This window comes from Streptomyces sp. NPDC091371, assembly GCF_040684275.1.
GTDB lineage: Bacteria > Actinomycetota > Actinomycetes > Streptomycetales > Streptomycetaceae > Streptomyces.
In genome coordinates, this window is the sequence record NZ_JBFBFP010000033.1 from 26,926 (window position 1) to 42,173 (window position 15,248).

Consider the following 15,248-nt stretch of genomic DNA (forward strand, 5'->3'; position numbering starts at 1 on the left):
ACCACCGCGGACCCCGGCCCCGCACACACACGACCGGCCCCTAGAAGACCGGCGTACCGGCCCGCGTCAGCCGCCAGTCCACCGACGCGAACTGCGTCGGATCCACCGTCCCCTTCGCCTTCACCCACGTGATGATCGTGTTCCGGATCTCGTCCGAGTTCGCCCACAACTGCCGCGCACCCGGCACATGCGGGAAGTTCCCGCCACCCGAGGCCCGGTAGTTGTTCACCGCCAGCACGAACCGCGCCGCCGGATCCAACGCCTTCCCCTGGAACGACAACCCCGAGATCCGCGAACCCGCCGGCTGCGCAATGTCGATCTCGTACGACAGCCCGTACACCGCGTCGTAGTTGTAGTCCGGCGTCCCCTCCGCGTTCGTCAGCTTCGCCGGATCCACCGCCTCACCCGGAGCCGTCCGCACGAAGTACTTCGCCGAATACTCCAGGTAGTCCTTCAACTGGGCGCCGGTCAGCAGCCGCGCCTCCAGCGTGTTCTCGAACGGGTACAGGCCCGCCGCGTCCCGGATCGTCACCTGCCCGGCCGGTATCGCCGCCGTCCGCGAGAAACACGACGCCTGCGACAGCACCGGCAGCGCCGCCCACTCCGTACCGGCCAGCGCCCCCTTCACCGTCTCCGCCTGCACGTGGTTGATCAGATCGATGATCGCCACGTCCTTCACCGGCCCCTCAGCCGAGGACATCGCCTGCGTCGACGTACCGATCACCTGGTTCACATACGCCACGACCTTGCGGTGCTCGTCCTCCAGCAACCCCGTGATCTTCGGGTCCTCGGCGACCGTGTTCGAGTTCAACACTTTCGCCGCGACCTTCTCCACCGACCAGCGGCCCCGCGACCACGACAGCTCGAAGTCGAACAGCGTCAGCCGCTGCCCCCACTTCAGCGGCTCCGACAGCACCACGTCCTTGCCGGAAGCCTTGTTCTTCACCCGGTACTCGGGAATCTCCGTGTGCGCGTGCCCCACCAGGATCGCGTCGATCCCCGGCACCTGCTCCGCCACCAGAGCCGCCGCGTTCTCGATGTACGGCAACTGGTCCCCGTACGAAGACGTCCCGCTCGACCCCGAATGCGCCGACACGATCACCACGTCCGCACCCATCGAACGCAACCGCGGCACGTACTTCGCCGCCTGCTCCTCCAGCCCCGGGAACGTCATCTTCCCCTGCACGTTCGCCTTGTCCCACAGCGCGATCCCCGGGTTCGTCAGCCCCAGCACCGCCACCTTCACATCACGCCCGTGCGGAGTCCGCAGACAGTGCATGCTGTACGGCGCGAACGCCGGCCGCAGCGTCTTCGCATCCAGCGCGTTCGCCCCCAGCAGCGGGAAATCACACTGCTCCTCGAACTTCCGCAGCACCGGAATCCCATAATTGAACTCGTGGTTCCCCAGCGCCGCCGCGTCATACCCGATCGCATTCATCGCCTGCGCCATCGGATGCACCGGACCCCGCCGCGCGGTGATCGGATCCACCTTGGCGTAGTAGTACGACAACTGCGTGCCCTGGATCGTGTCACCCGCGTCGATCAGCAGCGTGTTGCGCCGCCCCTTCTCCGCACGCACCTGCTCCACCAGCGTGGAGATCTTCGCCAGACCCACGTCGTTGTGCGCCTTGTCGTCGAACTCCTTGTCCGTGAAGTAGTCCCAGTTGAAGACATTCCCGTGCAAGTCGGTCGTACCCATCACCGTGAACGAGTACGTCCGCACACCGGCCGAACCGGCCGAACTGCCCGCCGACTGCGCGGCGGCCGGGGTGCTCGTGGCCCCCGTCAACGCCACAGCCGCACCCGTCGCAGCCGTGGTCCCCAGAAAAGTCCTGCGGTCGAACGCCATGCCATCTCCCCTTTTGAGGCGTGAACAACGCGCGTAGATTCTGACCCACGAGTAACAAGCCGCAACACCCCCACCAGGTTTCGATCCGATGACCACACCCCCACCGGCCGCAGTGCGACAGTGAAACCATGACCCAGGACGCACCGCACCAGCCCTACGGAACCCCCGAAGTCCCCCGCGTAGCAGTCCGCGGCGAAGCCCGCCTCGAAGTCGACCCCGAAATCGCCCGCATCGGCATCACCGTCAGCGCCCGCGGCACCGACCGACGCACAGCCCTCGAAGACCTCACCCGACGCAACAACACCGTCCTCGACCTCATCAAGAGCTACGGCGAACCCGTCGAAAAACTCGAAACCGGCTCCTTCTCCATCACCCCCGAACTCACCCGCCACGGCCGCGCCGAACGCATCCGCGCCTACCACGGCCGCGTCCACATCACCGCCGAACTCAGCGACTTCACCACCCTCGGCGAACTCACCACCCGCCTCGCCGACCTCGAACTCACCCAGGTCGACGGCCCCTGGTGGGCCCTGCGCCCCACCTCACCCGCCCACGGCCAAGCCCGCCGCCAAGCCGTACTCGAAGCCGTCCAGCGCGCCCGCGAATACGCCGAAGCCCTCGGCGCCCAGCTCGCCGCCCTCGTCGAACTCGCCGACCTCGGCGCCGAGAACGCCACCCCCTTCCCCGCCGCCCCCGGCGCCGGAATGCGCACCATGGCCTTCAGCGCCACCGAAGACGCCGGCCCCCCGCCCCTCGACCTCGAACCCCAGCGCCAGACCGTCTACGCCCAGGTGAACGCCCGCTTCACCATGACCCCTCCACAGCTCTGAACAGACCCTGAATTCGGCGCTCCGGGGGTGCTCATCAGAGCACCCCCATGCACATTCAACAGTTGTCAACAACCTTTTGCTTAAAGGTTGTTGAGTGGACACCCGGAAGCGATTACCTACTCCTAAGTAGGGGAATACGCTCGCCCCATGCGCCGAGCGAAAATCGTATGTACCCTGGGCCCCGCCACCGACTCATACGACCAGATCAAAGCCCTGGTCGAAGCCGGCATGGACATCGCCCGCTTCAACCTCAGCCACGGCACCTACGCCGAACACGAGGAGCGCTACCAGCGCGTACGCAAGGCCTCGGACGAGACCGGCCGCAGCGTCGGCATCCTCGCCGACCTTCAAGGCCCGAAGATCCGCCTCGGCCGCTTCCGCGAAGGACCCGTACTCCTTGAACGCGGTGACGAGTTCACCATCACCGTCGAAGACCACGAAGGCGACCGCCACACCTGCGGCACCACCTACAAAGGCCTCGCCGCCGACGTCACCACCGGCGAACGCATCCTCGTCGACGACGGCCGCGTCACCCTCGAAGTCACCGCAGTCGACGGCCCCCGCGTCCACACCACCGTCGTCGAAGGCGGCATGGTCTCCGACAACAAGGGCCTCAACCTCCCCGGCGTAGCCGTCTCCGTCCCCGCACTCTCCGACAAGGACATCGAAGACCTCCGCTGGGCCCTGCGCATCGGCGCCGACGTCATCGCCCTCTCCTTCGTCCGCAGCGGCCGCGACATCGAAGACGTCCACCGCATCATGGACGAGGAAGACCGCCGCCTCCCCGTCATCGCCAAGATCGAAAAGCCCCAGGCCGTCGAGAACATCGATGACATCGTCGCCGCCTTCGACGGAATCATGGTCGCCCGCGGCGACCTCGGCGTCGAAATGCCCCTGGAACAGGTCCCGATCGTCCAGAAGCGCGCCGTCAAGCTCGCCAAGCGCAACGCCAAACCCGTCATCGTCGCGACCCAAATGCTCGACTCGATGATCGACAACTCCCGGCCCACCCGCGCCGAAGCCTCCGACGTCGCCAACGCCATCATCGACGGCACCGACGCCGTCATGCTCTCCGGCGAAACCAGCGTCGGCAAATACCCCATCGAGACCGTCCGCACCATGTCCCGCATCGTCGAAGCCGCCGAAGAGGACATCCTCGCCAAGGGCCTCCCGCCCCTCACCGAGCGCAACAAGCCCCGCACCCAAGGCGGAGCCGTCGCCCGAGCCGCCGCCGAAATGGGCGACTTCCTCGACGCCAAGTTCCTCGTCGCCTTCACCCAGAGCGGCGACACCGTCCGCCGGCTCTCCCGCTACCGCTCACCCATCCCCCTCCTCGCCTTCACCCCCGACCCGGCCACCCGCTCCCAGCTCAACCTCACCTGGGGCGTGGAAACCTTCCTCGGCCCCCACGTCGACTCCACCGACGCGATGGTCGCCCAGGTCGAAGAAGAACTCCTCCGCATCGGCCGCTGCATCCCCGGCGACACCGTCGTCATCACCGCCGGCTCACCCCCCGGCGTCTCCGGCTCCACCAACCTGGTCCGCATCCACCACATCGGCGACCCCGTCCGCTAGGCGCGCGGCCGCGCCAAGCATGCGGCCGCTACAGCACCTCACGTATGAGACGCACCGCGTCGGGCAACTCCGGCAGATTCACTCCCGTACTCGGGAAATGCCCGCCCGACGCGGTCACCCTCGCCGTCGCCCCCAGCTCCGTCACGAACCGCATGACGTGCTCCGAGGTCCTCTCCCCGGTCACCGGGTCATCAGCCGCATGCAACACCCGGAACCCCCGCGCCGCACCACGGATCTTCGCCCAGTCGAACTCCGGCGAGAAGAACGGCGCCAACGCGTCATAGCCCACCTCGGCATTCATCGACGCGACGAACACCACCCCCGCAAAAGCCCCCTCGGCCTCCGTGTCGTGCTCCTGCAGCAGCCGCAGCACATTCACCCCGCCCAGGCTGTGACCCACCAGCACGGTCTCCGAGGCCGGAGCCCCCTCCGTCTCCGCCCGCAACCCCTTCAGCCACGCCTCGGCGTCCGGCGCGAACGGCTCCGGGAAGTCCGGCACCCGCACCTCGTGCCCCTCGCCGGCCAGCTCCCGCACCACGGACCCGTACCAGTGCTCCCCACTGCTCATCCCGAACCCGTGCGCGATCACGATCCTGCTCATGACTCTCCCCCTGAGACCGATCCATCCATCAATCGAAACGCTACGCAGCGTTTCGATTAAAGGTAGGGCTATCGTGATCCCGTGTCAACCACTCCCCAGAACCCGACGCCCCGAACGGGCGGACGCCTCCGCAACGAAGACGCCCACCACTCCGTCCTCGAAGCCACAGCGGCCCTACTCGTCGAAAACGGCTACGGCGCCCTCACCATCGAAGGCGTCGCCAAACGCGCCAACGTCGCCAAGAGCACCGTCTACCGCTGGTGGAAGTCCAAGCCGGCCCTCGTCATGGACGCCTACGCCCACGAAACCGCCACCCGCGTCCCCGAACCCGACACGGGCACCCTCGCCGACGACCTCACCACCTTCGTCACCGACCTCTACCGCATCGGCCGCGACCCCGTCCGCACCAAGGCCCTCACCGGCCTCATGGCCGAAGCCCAGCTCGACCCCGCCTTCGCCGAACCCTTCCGCGCGTGGGTCGCCACCCGCCGCGAAGTCGTGGCCACCCTCCTCCGCCGCGCCATCACCCGCGAAGAACTCCCCGGCACGACCGACCTCGACCACGCCACGGACCTCGTCTTCGGCCCCTTCTGGTACCGCCTCCTCGTCGCCCACGCCCCCCTCGACCCGGCGGACGCCGAAGCCCACGTCGCGACCGTCCTGGAGGGCTTGACGCGCCGCCCCTAGGGGGGCCTACCAGCCGAACCGGCGGTCGACCACGGCTTCGAACTCCTCGAACGACAGCACCGCGTCCCCGTTCGCATCCGCCGCATCGAAGAACGCCGACGACACGTCCTCATTCCCGAGCGCCCAGAACGGCAGATCCCCCTGCGCGGCCAGCGTCGGCCCCTTCGACCGCAACGCCGAGATCACCTCCGCGCGGGTCAGCTGCCCGTCGTGGTTCAGATCCAGCGCGTCGAACAACTTCCGGGCCTTCTCGCTCATCGCACATCCCCTTCTCGGTCGCCTCTGACCTCAACCTAGTACTTGGGGCCGATGTGGGCGTCCATCAGTGCGACGGACTCCTTGCGTGCGATGGACACGTTGAACGGGTCGCTGCCCCGGGCCAGGATCGTCCACTGGACGCCGACCTTGGTGAGGGTGTCCATGCAGAGCTTCCGGATGTCGTCGGACTTGTTCGTGAAGAAGTAGCGGGGGTACTCGTAGCGCTTCCGCTCGCCGGCGACGACCCGGGTGGTCCAGTTGGTGATCCGACACCCGTCGGAGTGGATGAGTCCGCGGAGGAACGCCCAGGGGTGGGCGTCGACGATCTCCTGCTGCCAGGCTTCCAAGGCGATGCGCCGCTCGTGCTTCCTGCCGGGCCCATGCTGAGGGAAGAGGCACGTGACGTGCTTCGAGTAGACCTTCACGTTGTGGCAACCGGTCTTGCGGACGCGGCAAACCTGGTTGGAGGGGAACACTTGGCGCATGGCCTCCGCGGCTGCATCCATGAGCCCGGGCCAGTGGTCGTCGCAGGTGACCATGAGGTTGGGTACCCGGTGGCCTGAGTAGTGGCTTATGTGGCCGTCCCCCAGGTAGAGGCCGAGTAGGTAGGCGTATGCCTGTGTATCGAGCGGGCTGCCGTCGCAGCGGTGGCAATCCGGACGGTGAGGGCCGGGACACTCGCCACGCTTGGCCCTGTCCATGTGCTTCCAGTAGCCGACGGTCCCCAGGGGCACGTTGAGTCGGCGAGCCACTACCGCATTGCTTGTGCCCCCGCGCAGCAGTGAGAGGGCCGTTTGGCGTACTTCCAGGCTGTGGAACTCCATGTAGCCACTGTGAGTGACGTGCGCTGGCGGTACGTAGCAAAAAAGCGAACGTTCACGCGAAGGTGAACGTCCGCTTTTCGGACGGTGCCGGGTGCGGGACTCGAACCCGCAAGCCCTCACGGGCAGATGTGTTTGAGACATCCGTGTATGCCATTCCACCAACCCGGCAGGGTTGCTCGTCGGAGTGTACCGGGTGACCATGCGGCTTCGCTGCTAGGTAGGCTCATCCAAGCAGCAGAGCCCCGCAAAGAGGAGCCCCCGTGACCGCCGAGCACGAGTCGACGCCCACGCCCGACGCCGACCACTCGCACGTTCCGCCGCTGACGACCCGCGTCGTCATCGCCGAGGACGAGGCGCTCATCCGTCTCGACCTCAAAGAGATGCTCGAAGAGGAGGGGTACTCCGTCGTCGGCGAGGCCGGCGACGGGCAGACGGCCGTGGAGCTCGCGCGTGAGCACCGGCCCGACCTCGTCATCCTCGACGTGAAGATGCCCGTGCTGGACGGGATCTCCGCCGCCGAGAAGATCGCGGAGGAGTCCATCGCCCCCGTGCTCATGCTCACCGCGTTCTCGCAGCGCGACCTCGTCGAGCGGGCGCGGGACGCCGGCGCGATGGCGTACCTCGTGAAGCCGTTCAGCAAGAGCGACGTCGTGCCCGCCATCGAGATGGCCGTGTCCCGCTTCGCGGAGCTGCGGGCGCTGGAGAAGGAGGTCGCCGACCTCTCCCAGCGGCTGGAGACCCGCAAGCTCGTCGACCGGGCCAAGAGCATCCTGCAGACCCAGTACGGCCTGACCGAGCCCGCCGCGTTCCGGTGGATCCAGAAGTCGTCCATGGACCGCCGGATGTCCATGCAGCAGGTCGCCGAGGTGGTCATCGAGGACGCCGAGGCGAAGAAGAAGGAAAGCGGGAAGTAGGAAGCAAGAAGCGCCCGTACGACGTGAGGCCCGTCTCCCCCCGAGGGGAGACGGGCCTCACGCGTACTGAAGGGAGGGGAGGGTCAGTCCTCGCCGAGGTAGGCCTTGCGGACGTCCTCGTTGACGAGGAGCTCGCGGCCCGGGCCGGACAGGACGACCTTGCCGATCTCCATGACGTGGCCCTGGTCGGCCAGGGACAGCGCGGCCTGGGCGTTCTGCTCGACCAGGAGGATGGTCGTGCCGGAGGCCTTCAGCTCGGCGATGGTCGCCATGATCTTCTGCATCATGAGCGGCGACAGGCCCATGGAGGGCTCGTCGAGCATCAGCAGCTTCGGCTGGGACATGAGCGCGCGGCCCATGGCCAGCATCTGCTGCTCGCCGCCGGAGAGGGTGCCGGCGGCCTGCTTGCGGCGCTCTCCCAGGATCGGGAAGAGGTCGTAGGCGCGCTGGACGTCCTTGGCGATGCCTTCCTTGTCCTTGCGGAGGAAGGCGCCGAGGAGCAGGTTGTCCTCGATCGTCATCCGCGGGAAGATGTGCCGCCCCTCGGGGGAGTGGGCGAGTCCGAGCGAGACGATGTTGTGGGCGGGGATCTTCTTCAGGGACTTGCCCTGGAACTTGATCTGGCCGCCCTTGGGCTTGATGAGGCCGGAGAGGGTCCGCAGCGTGGTGGTCTTGCCGGCGCCGTTGGTGCCGATGAGGGTGACGATCTCGCCCTCGTTGACGCTGAAGGAGATTCCCTTGACGGCTTCGATCTTGCCGTAGGCGACGCGGAGGTCCTCGACCTCCAGGAGTGCGGTCACTGGGTCTCTCCGTCCGTGCTGGTGGTGCTCTGCGCCTCGCCGTGGGCTTCGGCAGCTTCGACCTCGGCGGCTTCCTCGGCCCCGGGGGCTCCGTCGAAGGGCTCGCCGAGGTAGGCGGCGATGACGCGTTCGTCTCCCTGGACCTCGGCGGCGGTGCCTTCGATGAGCTTCTCGCCCTGGACGAGGCAGGCGACGCGGTCGCAGAGGTTGAAGATGAAGCGCATGTCGTGCTCGATGACGAGGACGGCGATGCCCTGGTCCCGGATGGCGAAGATGAGTTCTTCGGCGGCCCGGGTCTCCTGCGGGTTCATGCCGGCGGTGGGCTCGTCCAGGAGGATGAGTCCGGGGTCGCTGGCGAGGGCGCGGGCGATCTCCAGCTTGCGCTGTTCGCCGTAGGGGAGGTTGCGGGCGAGGTGTTCGGCCTTGTGTGCGAGGCCGATGAACTCGAGCAGCTCCATGGCCTTCTCGCGGCTGGCGGCTTCTTCCTTGTGGAAGCCGGGCAGGCGCAGGAGGGCGGACCAGAGGCCTTCGCGGGTGCGGGTGTGGCGGCCCACGAGGACGTTTTCCAGGACCGTCATGTTGTTGAAGAGACGGATGTTCTGGAAGGTGCGGGCGATGCCGGCCGCGGTGACCTTGTAGGACTTGGGGGGCAGGACCGTGCCCTTGTACCGGACTTCACCCTCGGTGGGGATGTAGAGGCCGGTGAGGCAGTTGAAGAAGGTGGTCTTGCCGGCGCCGTTGGGGCCGATGAGGCCGACGATCTCGCCGCTCTTGACGGTGAGGTCGACGTTCTTGACAGCGGTGAGGCCGCCGAACCGCATCGTGACGCCGCGTGCGTCCAGGACGGTCTCCGCCGCGACGGCGGTGGTGGTGGTCGTCATGGGTCAGGCCCCTGCCTTGCTGAGGACTGTGGGCGCTTCGAGGTCCTTGTGGAGCTCAAGCTGGTTGCGCCGGTTGGGGATGAGGCCCTCGGGACGCAGGCGCATCAGGATGACGAGTGCGATGCCGAAGGCGAGGAGCTGGTACTCGCCGAGCGACTGGAGCTTGTTGGGGAGCAGGAAGAGCAGTGCTCCACCGACGAGCGGTCCGGAGATGGTGCCCATGCCGCCGAGGACGACGGCGGCGAGCAGGAAGGCGGAGTTCGGCGGGACGGCGTTGGCGAACACGTACTGGTCGGGGGTGACCGTGTAGTTGACGTGTGCCTGGACGGCTCCGGCGAGTCCGGCGAGGGTGGCGCCGAGGGCGAAGGCGATGAGCTTGACGCGGAAGCCGTTGATGCCCATGGCTTCGGCGGCGGTTTCGTCCTCGCGGATGGCGACCCAGGCGCGGCCGATGCGGGATTCGGCGCTGCGGCGGAAGACCAGGACCACGATGAGCGTGATCAGCAGCATCAGCAGGAAGTAGTTGGCGAACCGGCCGATGGTGAATCCGGCGATGGTGTGCGGTGCGCCGAAGTCGAATCCGAAGAGGACGACGTTCGGTACGTTCGCGATGCCGTTGGGGCCGTTGGTGATGTCGGGGCCGGAGACGCCGTCGAGGTTGTTCATCGAGATCCTGAAGATCTCTCCGAAGCCGAGGGTGACGATGGCGAGGTAGTCGCCGCGCAGTCGCAGGGTGGGGGCGCCGATGAGGACGCCGAAGACCATGGATGCGGCGGCGCCGACGAGGAGTGCGGCCCAGAAGGGCAGGTGCACGCCGAACGGCGAGTTGGGGGAGCCGGAGACCAGGGCGGCGGTGTAGGCGCCGACGCCGAGGAAGGCGACGTATCCGAGGTCGAGGAGGCCGGTGAGGCCGACGACGATGTTCAGACCGAGGGCGACGGTGGCGAAGATCAGGATGTTGACGCCGAGGTTCGCGTACTGGTCGTCGGTCTGGGTGAGGGGGAAGGCTGCGGCCGCGGCGAACGCGCCGACGAGGGCGACGTTGCGGTGCTTGGTGGTGAGTGCGGTGACGCGGGCCATCAGGCCGGCCTTGTTGAGGGCGGCGGCGCCGAAGGCTGCCGTGATCAGGAAGCCGATGAAGAGTTCCTGGTACGGGGTGGTGATGCCGTAGGTGAAGACGGCGAGGCCGAGGCCGAGGACGACGGCGATCAGCAGGATCTCGGCCCAGGCGGGCAGGGCGCGGGCGGGGCGGACGGGGCCGGAGGCGAAGGCCGCCTTGACGGTGGTCCACTTCTGGCCGGCGTCGTGCTTGAAGCGGTCCCAGGCGCCGTCGTCGGGGTCGCCGGCTTCGAGCGCGGGGCGTTCGAAGGGGAGGGCGAGGGCGCCGATGAGGGCGGCGAGGGTGACGAGCATGGCGACGCCGCCGCCGGGCTCGAGGTTGATCGGGCCGCCGAGGGTGGTGGAGATGGAGATGCCGGTGTACCAGGCGGTGGCGAAGGCGGCGAGGGCGGAGAGCTTGATCGCTGCGTCGGCGCCTGCGGGGATGAGCCAGCTCAGGCCCTTGACGCCGTAGGAGGCGAGGGCGAAGAGGGTGGTGAGGGCGCCGCCGATGAGGACGAGCCACTGGAGGCCGCCGGGGTAGCCGGTGACGGTGAGGTTGCCGGGGTACTTGGGGGTCCAGGTCCAGGCCAGGAAGCAGGAGGCGACGGTGAGGGTGCCGCCCGCGGTGGCGAGGATGCGCGCGGTCTTCTCGGGGATGCCGATGAAGCCCTTGGCCACGGTGTCGGTCTGTGCGGTTTCGGTGTCCGCGGTGATGGTCGTCATGGTTCTCACGCCCTGTCCGCCACGCGCTGCCCCAGCAGGCCCTGGGGCCGGAAGAGGAGCACGAGGATGAGGAGGACGAACGCCCAGGTGTTGCCCCAGGACTGTCCGCCGAGCTGCTGCATGCCGGGGATCTCGGCGACGTAGGCGGTGGTGAGGGTCTCGGCGAGGCCGAGCACGAGGCCGCCGATCATGGCGCCGTAGATGTTCCCGATGCCGCCGAGGACGGCGGCGGTGAAGGCCTTGAGGCCGAGCAGGAAGCCCATCTTGAAGTTGACTTCGCCGTACTTGAGGCCGTAGGCGACGGCGCCGATGGCGGCGAAGATCGCTCCGAGGGCGAACGCCATCATGATGATGCGGTCGGTGTTGATGCCCATCAGCTTGGCGGTGTCGGGGTCCTGGGCGGTTGCCTGCATGCCGCGGCCGCTGCGGGTCTTCTTGACGAAGAAGCCGAGGAAGGCCATGGAGAGGGGGGCCGCGATCAGGAGGAAGACGTCACCGGTCTGGATGGTGATGCTGCCGAGGTGGAAGGGGCCGCCGGAGATCTCGGGGAAGACCACGGAGGAGGGGTACCAGGCCCAGACCGCCTGCTGGAGGACGATCGAGAGGCCGATGGCGGTGATGAGCGGGGCGAGGCGTGGCGCGTTGCGGAGGGGGCGGTATGCGAAGCGTTCCGCTGCCACGGCGACGAGGGTGGCGACGATGATCGCGCCTATGAGCATGAGGGGCAGGGCGACCCACATGGTGGTGCCGCCGGGGAGAGCCGTCCAGACCCAGAGGGCTCCGAACCCTCCGATCATGAAGATCTCGCCGTGGGCGAAGTTGATGAGCTGGACGATGCCATAGACCATCGTGTAGCCGATGGCGACGAGCCCGTACATGGATCCCAGTAGCAGGCCGTTGACCAGCTGTTGCGGCAGTTCGTGCACCGCAGGTCCTCCGAGTCTTTCGACGGATGTGACACCGCGCGGGGCGCTTGAGGTGCGCGCCCCGCGCGGCAAGTGAGGGGTGGGTGGCTAGCGGTTCAGCGTGCTAGCCGTTGGTGGTCAGCCGCCGAGGGTGCCGGACTCGACAGCCTTGAAGTCGTCGCCCTCGACCTTGTAGACGGTGAGCTGCTTGTTGGTCGCGTCACCGTACTCGTCGAAGGCGACCTTGCCGGTCACGCCGTCGAAGGAGACGTTCTGGACGGCTTCGAGGACCTTGGCGCGGGCGTCGGTGGGGAGCTTGCCGTTGTTGGCTTCGACGACCTTCTTGACGGCCTCGATGACGGCCCAGGTGGAGTCGTACGAGTAGCCGCCGTAGGCGGAGTAGTCGTCCTTGTAGCCGGCCTTCTTGTAGTTGTCGATGAACTCCTTGGCCGAGGGCAGGCTCTCGACCGGGGCGCCGACGGAGGTGGCGAAGTCACCGGCGGCGGTGGCGCCGGCGAGCTCGACGTACTTCTTGTCCTTGATGCCGTCGCCGCCGACGAGCGGGATGTTGGTGCCGGAGGCCTTGATCTGCTTGCTGAGCGGGCCGGCCGCGGGGTACTCGCCGCCGTAGTAGACGACGTCGGCGCCGGAGGACCGGACCTGGGTCACGATCGCGGAGAAGTCCTTGGACTCCGGGTCGATGTGGCCCTCGCCCGCGACCTCGCCGCCGAGCTTGGTGAACTCGCCCTTGAAGGTTCCGGCGAGGCCGGCGCCGTAGGTCTTCTTGTCATCGATGATGAAGACCTTCTTCTTGCCCGCCTTGTTGAAGAGGTACTGCGCCGCGTACGGGCCCTGGATGGCGTCCGTGGTGGCGGTGCGGAAGTAGCTCTTGTAGGTGCGGGTCTTCTGGCCCTCGGCCCACTTGGGGCCCTGGGTCAGGGACGGGCTGGTGTTGGCCGGGGAGATCTGGACGAGCTTCGCGTCGTCGAAGACCTTCTGCATGGCTTCGGAGACGGAGGAGTTCAGCGGGCCGACGACGCCGAGGACGCTCTTGTTGGCCGTGAGCTTGGTGGCGTTCTGCTGGCCGGAGGAGGCCTGGGCCTGGTCGTCGAGGGCTTCGATCTTGAAGGTGACGCCCTTGACGTAGTTCTTCTCGTTGGCCTGCTTGATGGCGAGGTCGGCGGAGTTCTTGATGCCGAGGCCGAGCGCGGAGAGGTCGCCCGTCAGGGGGGCGTCGACGCCGATGACGACCGTGGTGCCGCCGTCGGCGGCGCCGCCCTTGTCGTCGCGGGATCCGCAGGCGGTGAGAGTGAGGGCGCCCGCGGCGAGGGCGGCGGTCACGGCGATGAGCTGACGATGACGCACGATCAGTCCTTTCCTGGCGCCGCGTCCCCCGTGGGACGCGTCGAGTCGAACGCGGGGAACCGAACTGAAAGAAATCCGGCGGTCGCGGTAACTGGCCGTGACTCTAGGCGGCGGATCGAGGGTTATGGAGGGCTGAGGCCAATGATGTGACTCTCTTGTTATGCCACGGCGTAATGCATAGCGGATGTCTGCGGGGGGAAGGGGTTAATTCGGGCCGTTTCGCGGTGTCCGTATCCTGAGACAGGTGAGGACCAAACCCCGGCTTGGCTGCTGTCTTGCCATGACTCTGGGGGTTTTTGGTCATGACGGGCCGGCGGTGGCGGTGTCTCGATCTTCGGGACAGGCCCTGGTCAGAGCCGCGGAAAGATCCCTGGCATATCGGTCGCCGGGGATGTAACTGTGATCCTCTTTCTGGAATCCATTACTGAGGGTTACCTCCAGGAAAGGCAGTCCAGAATTCCGTGGTGCATGCACGCAGTCTTCGGCCCTGAACAGGACCGCCAGGTCCCGCGCTTCTCCGGGGCCGACCGTGACCGGCAGTGGTGGCTGGATCGTCACGCTCAGCGCCTGCGAGGGCTGTCCGATCCGCTCCACCGTGACGGGTGGCCCGGACCTGTTCAGCACACGGACGGTGAGGGCGAACGTGCTGCCGTCGGGAGCCGGCTCCAGCGGTTCGAGGTAGGTCAGGGACACCGTCTGCGAGGGGGCGGGCGGGGGCGGGGCGGCGGCCGGTTCCGGCCGGGTGGTGTACCAGCGGGCAGCGCCCGCGGCCAGCACCGCCGCGGCCGCCGCAGTGAGCACGGCCCGCCGGTGGCGGGCGTACCAGGCGCCGAGCCGGCGCCGTCCCCGGGCCGCGGCCGTACGGGGCTCCGGGTGCGGGCCCTCGCCGCCCTCGCGCCCCTCGGTGCCCTCCCCGGGTTCGACCGGGCCGATGCCGCCGCCCATCACCAGGGACCGCCGGTCGGAGTGCCCGAGCGGTAGCGCTCGGCGCAGCGCCGGGCGGCCTCGCGGGCGGTGAGCTCGCGGGCGGCGGCCGGGCCGTTGGCGCGCTGCTCGGCCCTGGCGTCGTCGAGGACGGCGCGCAGGATCTCGTTCTGGCCGCCGGACAGGCCCATGGCCTGGTAGTCGAGGCCGACGGAGTCCCGGCCTTCGGGGGCGTCGAGGATCACCCCGGCCCAGCGGGTGATCAGGGTGGTGCACAGGTCCTGGGGCGAGGTGGTGTGCGGGGCGGGGGTGTCGGAAGCGGGGGAGGCGGAGGTGTCCGGTCCGCATCCGAGCAGCGTGGCGGCCAGGAGCGCCGTCGCCGCGCAGGCGGTGGCGGTGTGCCGCGGCGCCGGTCCGGATCCCATGCGGGAACGCTAGACCGGCGCCGGTGAGTGCACAACTGCTGGTATCGGCCCTCTTGTTAAGACTCCGTGGCGCGCAGCAGGCAGGTGAGCCGGGCGGTGCAGACGCGGCGGTCCTGCTCGTCGCTGATGACGATCTCGTAGGTGGTGGTGGAGCGGCCGCGGTGTACGGGGGTGGCGACGCCGGTGACGGTGCCCTCGCGTACTCCGCGGTGGTGGGTGCAGTTCAGGTCGACGCCGACGGCGATCTTGTCGATGCCGCCGTGCATCATGGCGCCGACCGAGCCCAGGGTCTCGGCGAGGACGGCGGAGGCGCCGCCGTGCAGGAGTCCGTAGGGCTGGGTGTTGCCCTTGACCGGCATGGTGGCGACGACGCGCTCGGCGGAGGCTTCCAGGATGCGGATCTCCATCCGCTCGCCGAGGGCGCCCGCCGAGAACAGCGCGGGCAGGTCGATGCCCTTGGCCGCGTACTCGTCGAGTACTTCCTGCGGGAACTTCACAGCGTGGTCCTGACCCATGGGCCGGCTCCGTTCGTCAACGATCGTTAACCTGATTGTCCTGGAGTCGTTCTATCAGGCCCGGGTCGGGC

General features: G+C 68.0%; 16 protein-coding genes and 1 tRNA gene. 4 read left to right on the forward strand and 13 right to left on the reverse strand.

The window, feature by feature from the left end; all coding sequences use genetic code 11:
* Positions 1 to 40: 40 nt before the first annotated feature.
* On the reverse strand, positions 41 to 1,849 hold the full coding sequence (locus AB0O21_RS28475; protein ID WP_365175620.1) for a 5'-nucleotidase C-terminal domain-containing protein: 1,809 nt from the start codon (positions 1,847 to 1,849) through the stop codon (positions 41 to 43).
* A gap of 128 nt (positions 1,850 to 1,977) precedes the next feature.
* Between AB0O21_RS28475 and AB0O21_RS28480 the strand changes: the two genes are divergently transcribed.
* Both AB0O21_RS28480 and pyk read left to right on the forward strand, forming a co-directional pair.
* Positions 1,978 to 2,679 (forward strand): SIMPL domain-containing protein, encoded by a 702-nt coding sequence (locus AB0O21_RS28480; RefSeq protein WP_365175622.1) that lies wholly within the window; start codon positions 1,978 to 1,980, stop codon positions 2,677 to 2,679.
* 147 nt (positions 2,680 to 2,826) lie between these two features.
* Entirely contained in the window at positions 2,827 to 4,254 is a 1,428-nt protein-coding gene (gene pyk, locus AB0O21_RS28485) for a pyruvate kinase (protein ID WP_365175624.1), read from the forward strand.
* Positions 4,255 to 4,282: 28 nt separating this feature from the next.
* Here pyk and AB0O21_RS28490 read toward each other — a convergent pair whose 3' ends face one another.
* Positions 4,283 to 4,855 carry an alpha/beta fold hydrolase gene (locus AB0O21_RS28490; protein ID WP_365175626.1) on the reverse strand — a complete coding sequence of 191 codons (573 nt, stop codon included), beginning with the start codon at positions 4,853 to 4,855 and terminating at the stop codon, positions 4,283 to 4,285.
* Positions 4,856 to 4,936: 81 nt separating this feature from the next.
* Here AB0O21_RS28490 and AB0O21_RS28495 point away from each other — a divergent pair, with 81 nt between their 5' ends.
* Positions 4,937 to 5,542, forward strand: a complete 606-nt coding sequence (locus AB0O21_RS28495; protein ID WP_365175628.1) for a TetR/AcrR family transcriptional regulator — start codon at positions 4,937 to 4,939, stop codon at positions 5,540 to 5,542.
* Between the two features lie 6 nt (positions 5,543 to 5,548).
* On the opposite strand, the gene AB0O21_RS28500 is transcribed toward AB0O21_RS28495, so the two are convergent.
* The 3 genes from AB0O21_RS28500 to AB0O21_RS28510 all read right to left on the reverse strand — a co-directional run bounded on the left by AB0O21_RS28500 (position 5,549) and on the right by AB0O21_RS28510 (position 6,792).
* Complete coding sequence (locus tag AB0O21_RS28500) at positions 5,549 to 5,800, reverse strand: EF-hand domain-containing protein (protein ID WP_365175630.1); 252 nt, start codon at positions 5,798 to 5,800, stop codon at positions 5,549 to 5,551.
* 35 nt (positions 5,801 to 5,835) lie between these two features.
* Positions 5,836 to 6,624 (reverse strand): helix-turn-helix domain-containing protein, encoded by a 789-nt coding sequence (locus AB0O21_RS28505; RefSeq protein WP_365175632.1) that lies wholly within the window; start codon positions 6,622 to 6,624, stop codon positions 5,836 to 5,838.
* Positions 6,625 to 6,709: 85 nt separating this feature from the next.
* Positions 6,710 to 6,792, reverse strand: a tRNA-Leu gene (locus tag AB0O21_RS28510).
* A 92-nt stretch (positions 6,793 to 6,884) separates the two neighbouring features.
* On the opposite strand from AB0O21_RS28510, the gene AB0O21_RS28515 reads away from it, so the two are divergent.
* The gene (locus tag AB0O21_RS28515) at positions 6,885 to 7,538 is read left to right on the forward strand and encodes a response regulator (protein WP_365175634.1); all 654 of its coding nucleotides are present in this window, start codon (positions 6,885 to 6,887) and stop codon (positions 7,536 to 7,538) included.
* An 83-nt stretch (positions 7,539 to 7,621) separates the two neighbouring features.
* Here the strand turns inward: AB0O21_RS28515 and AB0O21_RS28520 are convergent, their stop codons facing one another.
* The 8 genes from AB0O21_RS28520 to AB0O21_RS28555 all read right to left on the reverse strand — a co-directional run bounded on the left by AB0O21_RS28520 (position 7,622) and on the right by AB0O21_RS28555 (position 15,177).
* Positions 7,622 to 8,338 (reverse strand): ABC transporter ATP-binding protein, encoded by a 717-nt coding sequence (locus AB0O21_RS28520; RefSeq protein ID WP_365175636.1) that lies wholly within the window; start codon positions 8,336 to 8,338, stop codon positions 7,622 to 7,624.
* A complete protein-coding gene (locus tag AB0O21_RS28525) occupies positions 8,335 to 9,219 on the reverse strand; it encodes an ABC transporter ATP-binding protein (protein ID WP_365175638.1) in 885 nt (294 codons plus the stop codon). The genes AB0O21_RS28520 and AB0O21_RS28525 overlap by 4 nt, the downstream gene beginning before the upstream one ends.
* A 3-nt stretch (positions 9,220 to 9,222) precedes the next feature.
* Positions 9,223 to 11,043, reverse strand: coding sequence for a branched-chain amino acid ABC transporter permease (locus tag AB0O21_RS28530; RefSeq protein WP_365175640.1), 1,821 nt, complete (start codon positions 11,041 to 11,043; stop codon positions 9,223 to 9,225).
* 5 nt (positions 11,044 to 11,048) lie between these two features.
* On the reverse strand, positions 11,049 to 11,969 hold the full coding sequence (locus tag AB0O21_RS28535; protein ID WP_365175642.1) for a branched-chain amino acid ABC transporter permease: 921 nt from the start codon (positions 11,967 to 11,969) through the stop codon (positions 11,049 to 11,051).
* Between the two features lie 117 nt (positions 11,970 to 12,086).
* Complete coding sequence (locus AB0O21_RS28540) at positions 12,087 to 13,313, reverse strand: branched-chain amino acid ABC transporter substrate-binding protein (protein ID WP_365175644.1); 1,227 nt, start codon at positions 13,311 to 13,313, stop codon at positions 12,087 to 12,089.
* Positions 13,314 to 13,613: 300 nt separating this feature from the next.
* Positions 13,614 to 14,258, reverse strand: coding sequence for a Tat pathway signal sequence domain protein (locus AB0O21_RS28545; RefSeq protein WP_365175646.1), 645 nt, complete (start codon positions 14,256 to 14,258; stop codon positions 13,614 to 13,616).
* Positions 14,258 to 14,662, reverse strand: coding sequence for a hypothetical protein (locus AB0O21_RS28550; RefSeq protein WP_365175648.1), 405 nt, complete (start codon positions 14,660 to 14,662; stop codon positions 14,258 to 14,260). The genes AB0O21_RS28545 and AB0O21_RS28550 overlap by 1 nt, the downstream gene beginning before the upstream one ends.
* Before the next feature lie 56 nt (positions 14,663 to 14,718).
* Complete coding sequence (locus AB0O21_RS28555) at positions 14,719 to 15,177, reverse strand: hotdog fold thioesterase (RefSeq protein WP_365175650.1); 459 nt, start codon at positions 15,175 to 15,177, stop codon at positions 14,719 to 14,721.
* Positions 15,178 to 15,248 lie beyond the last annotated feature (71 nt).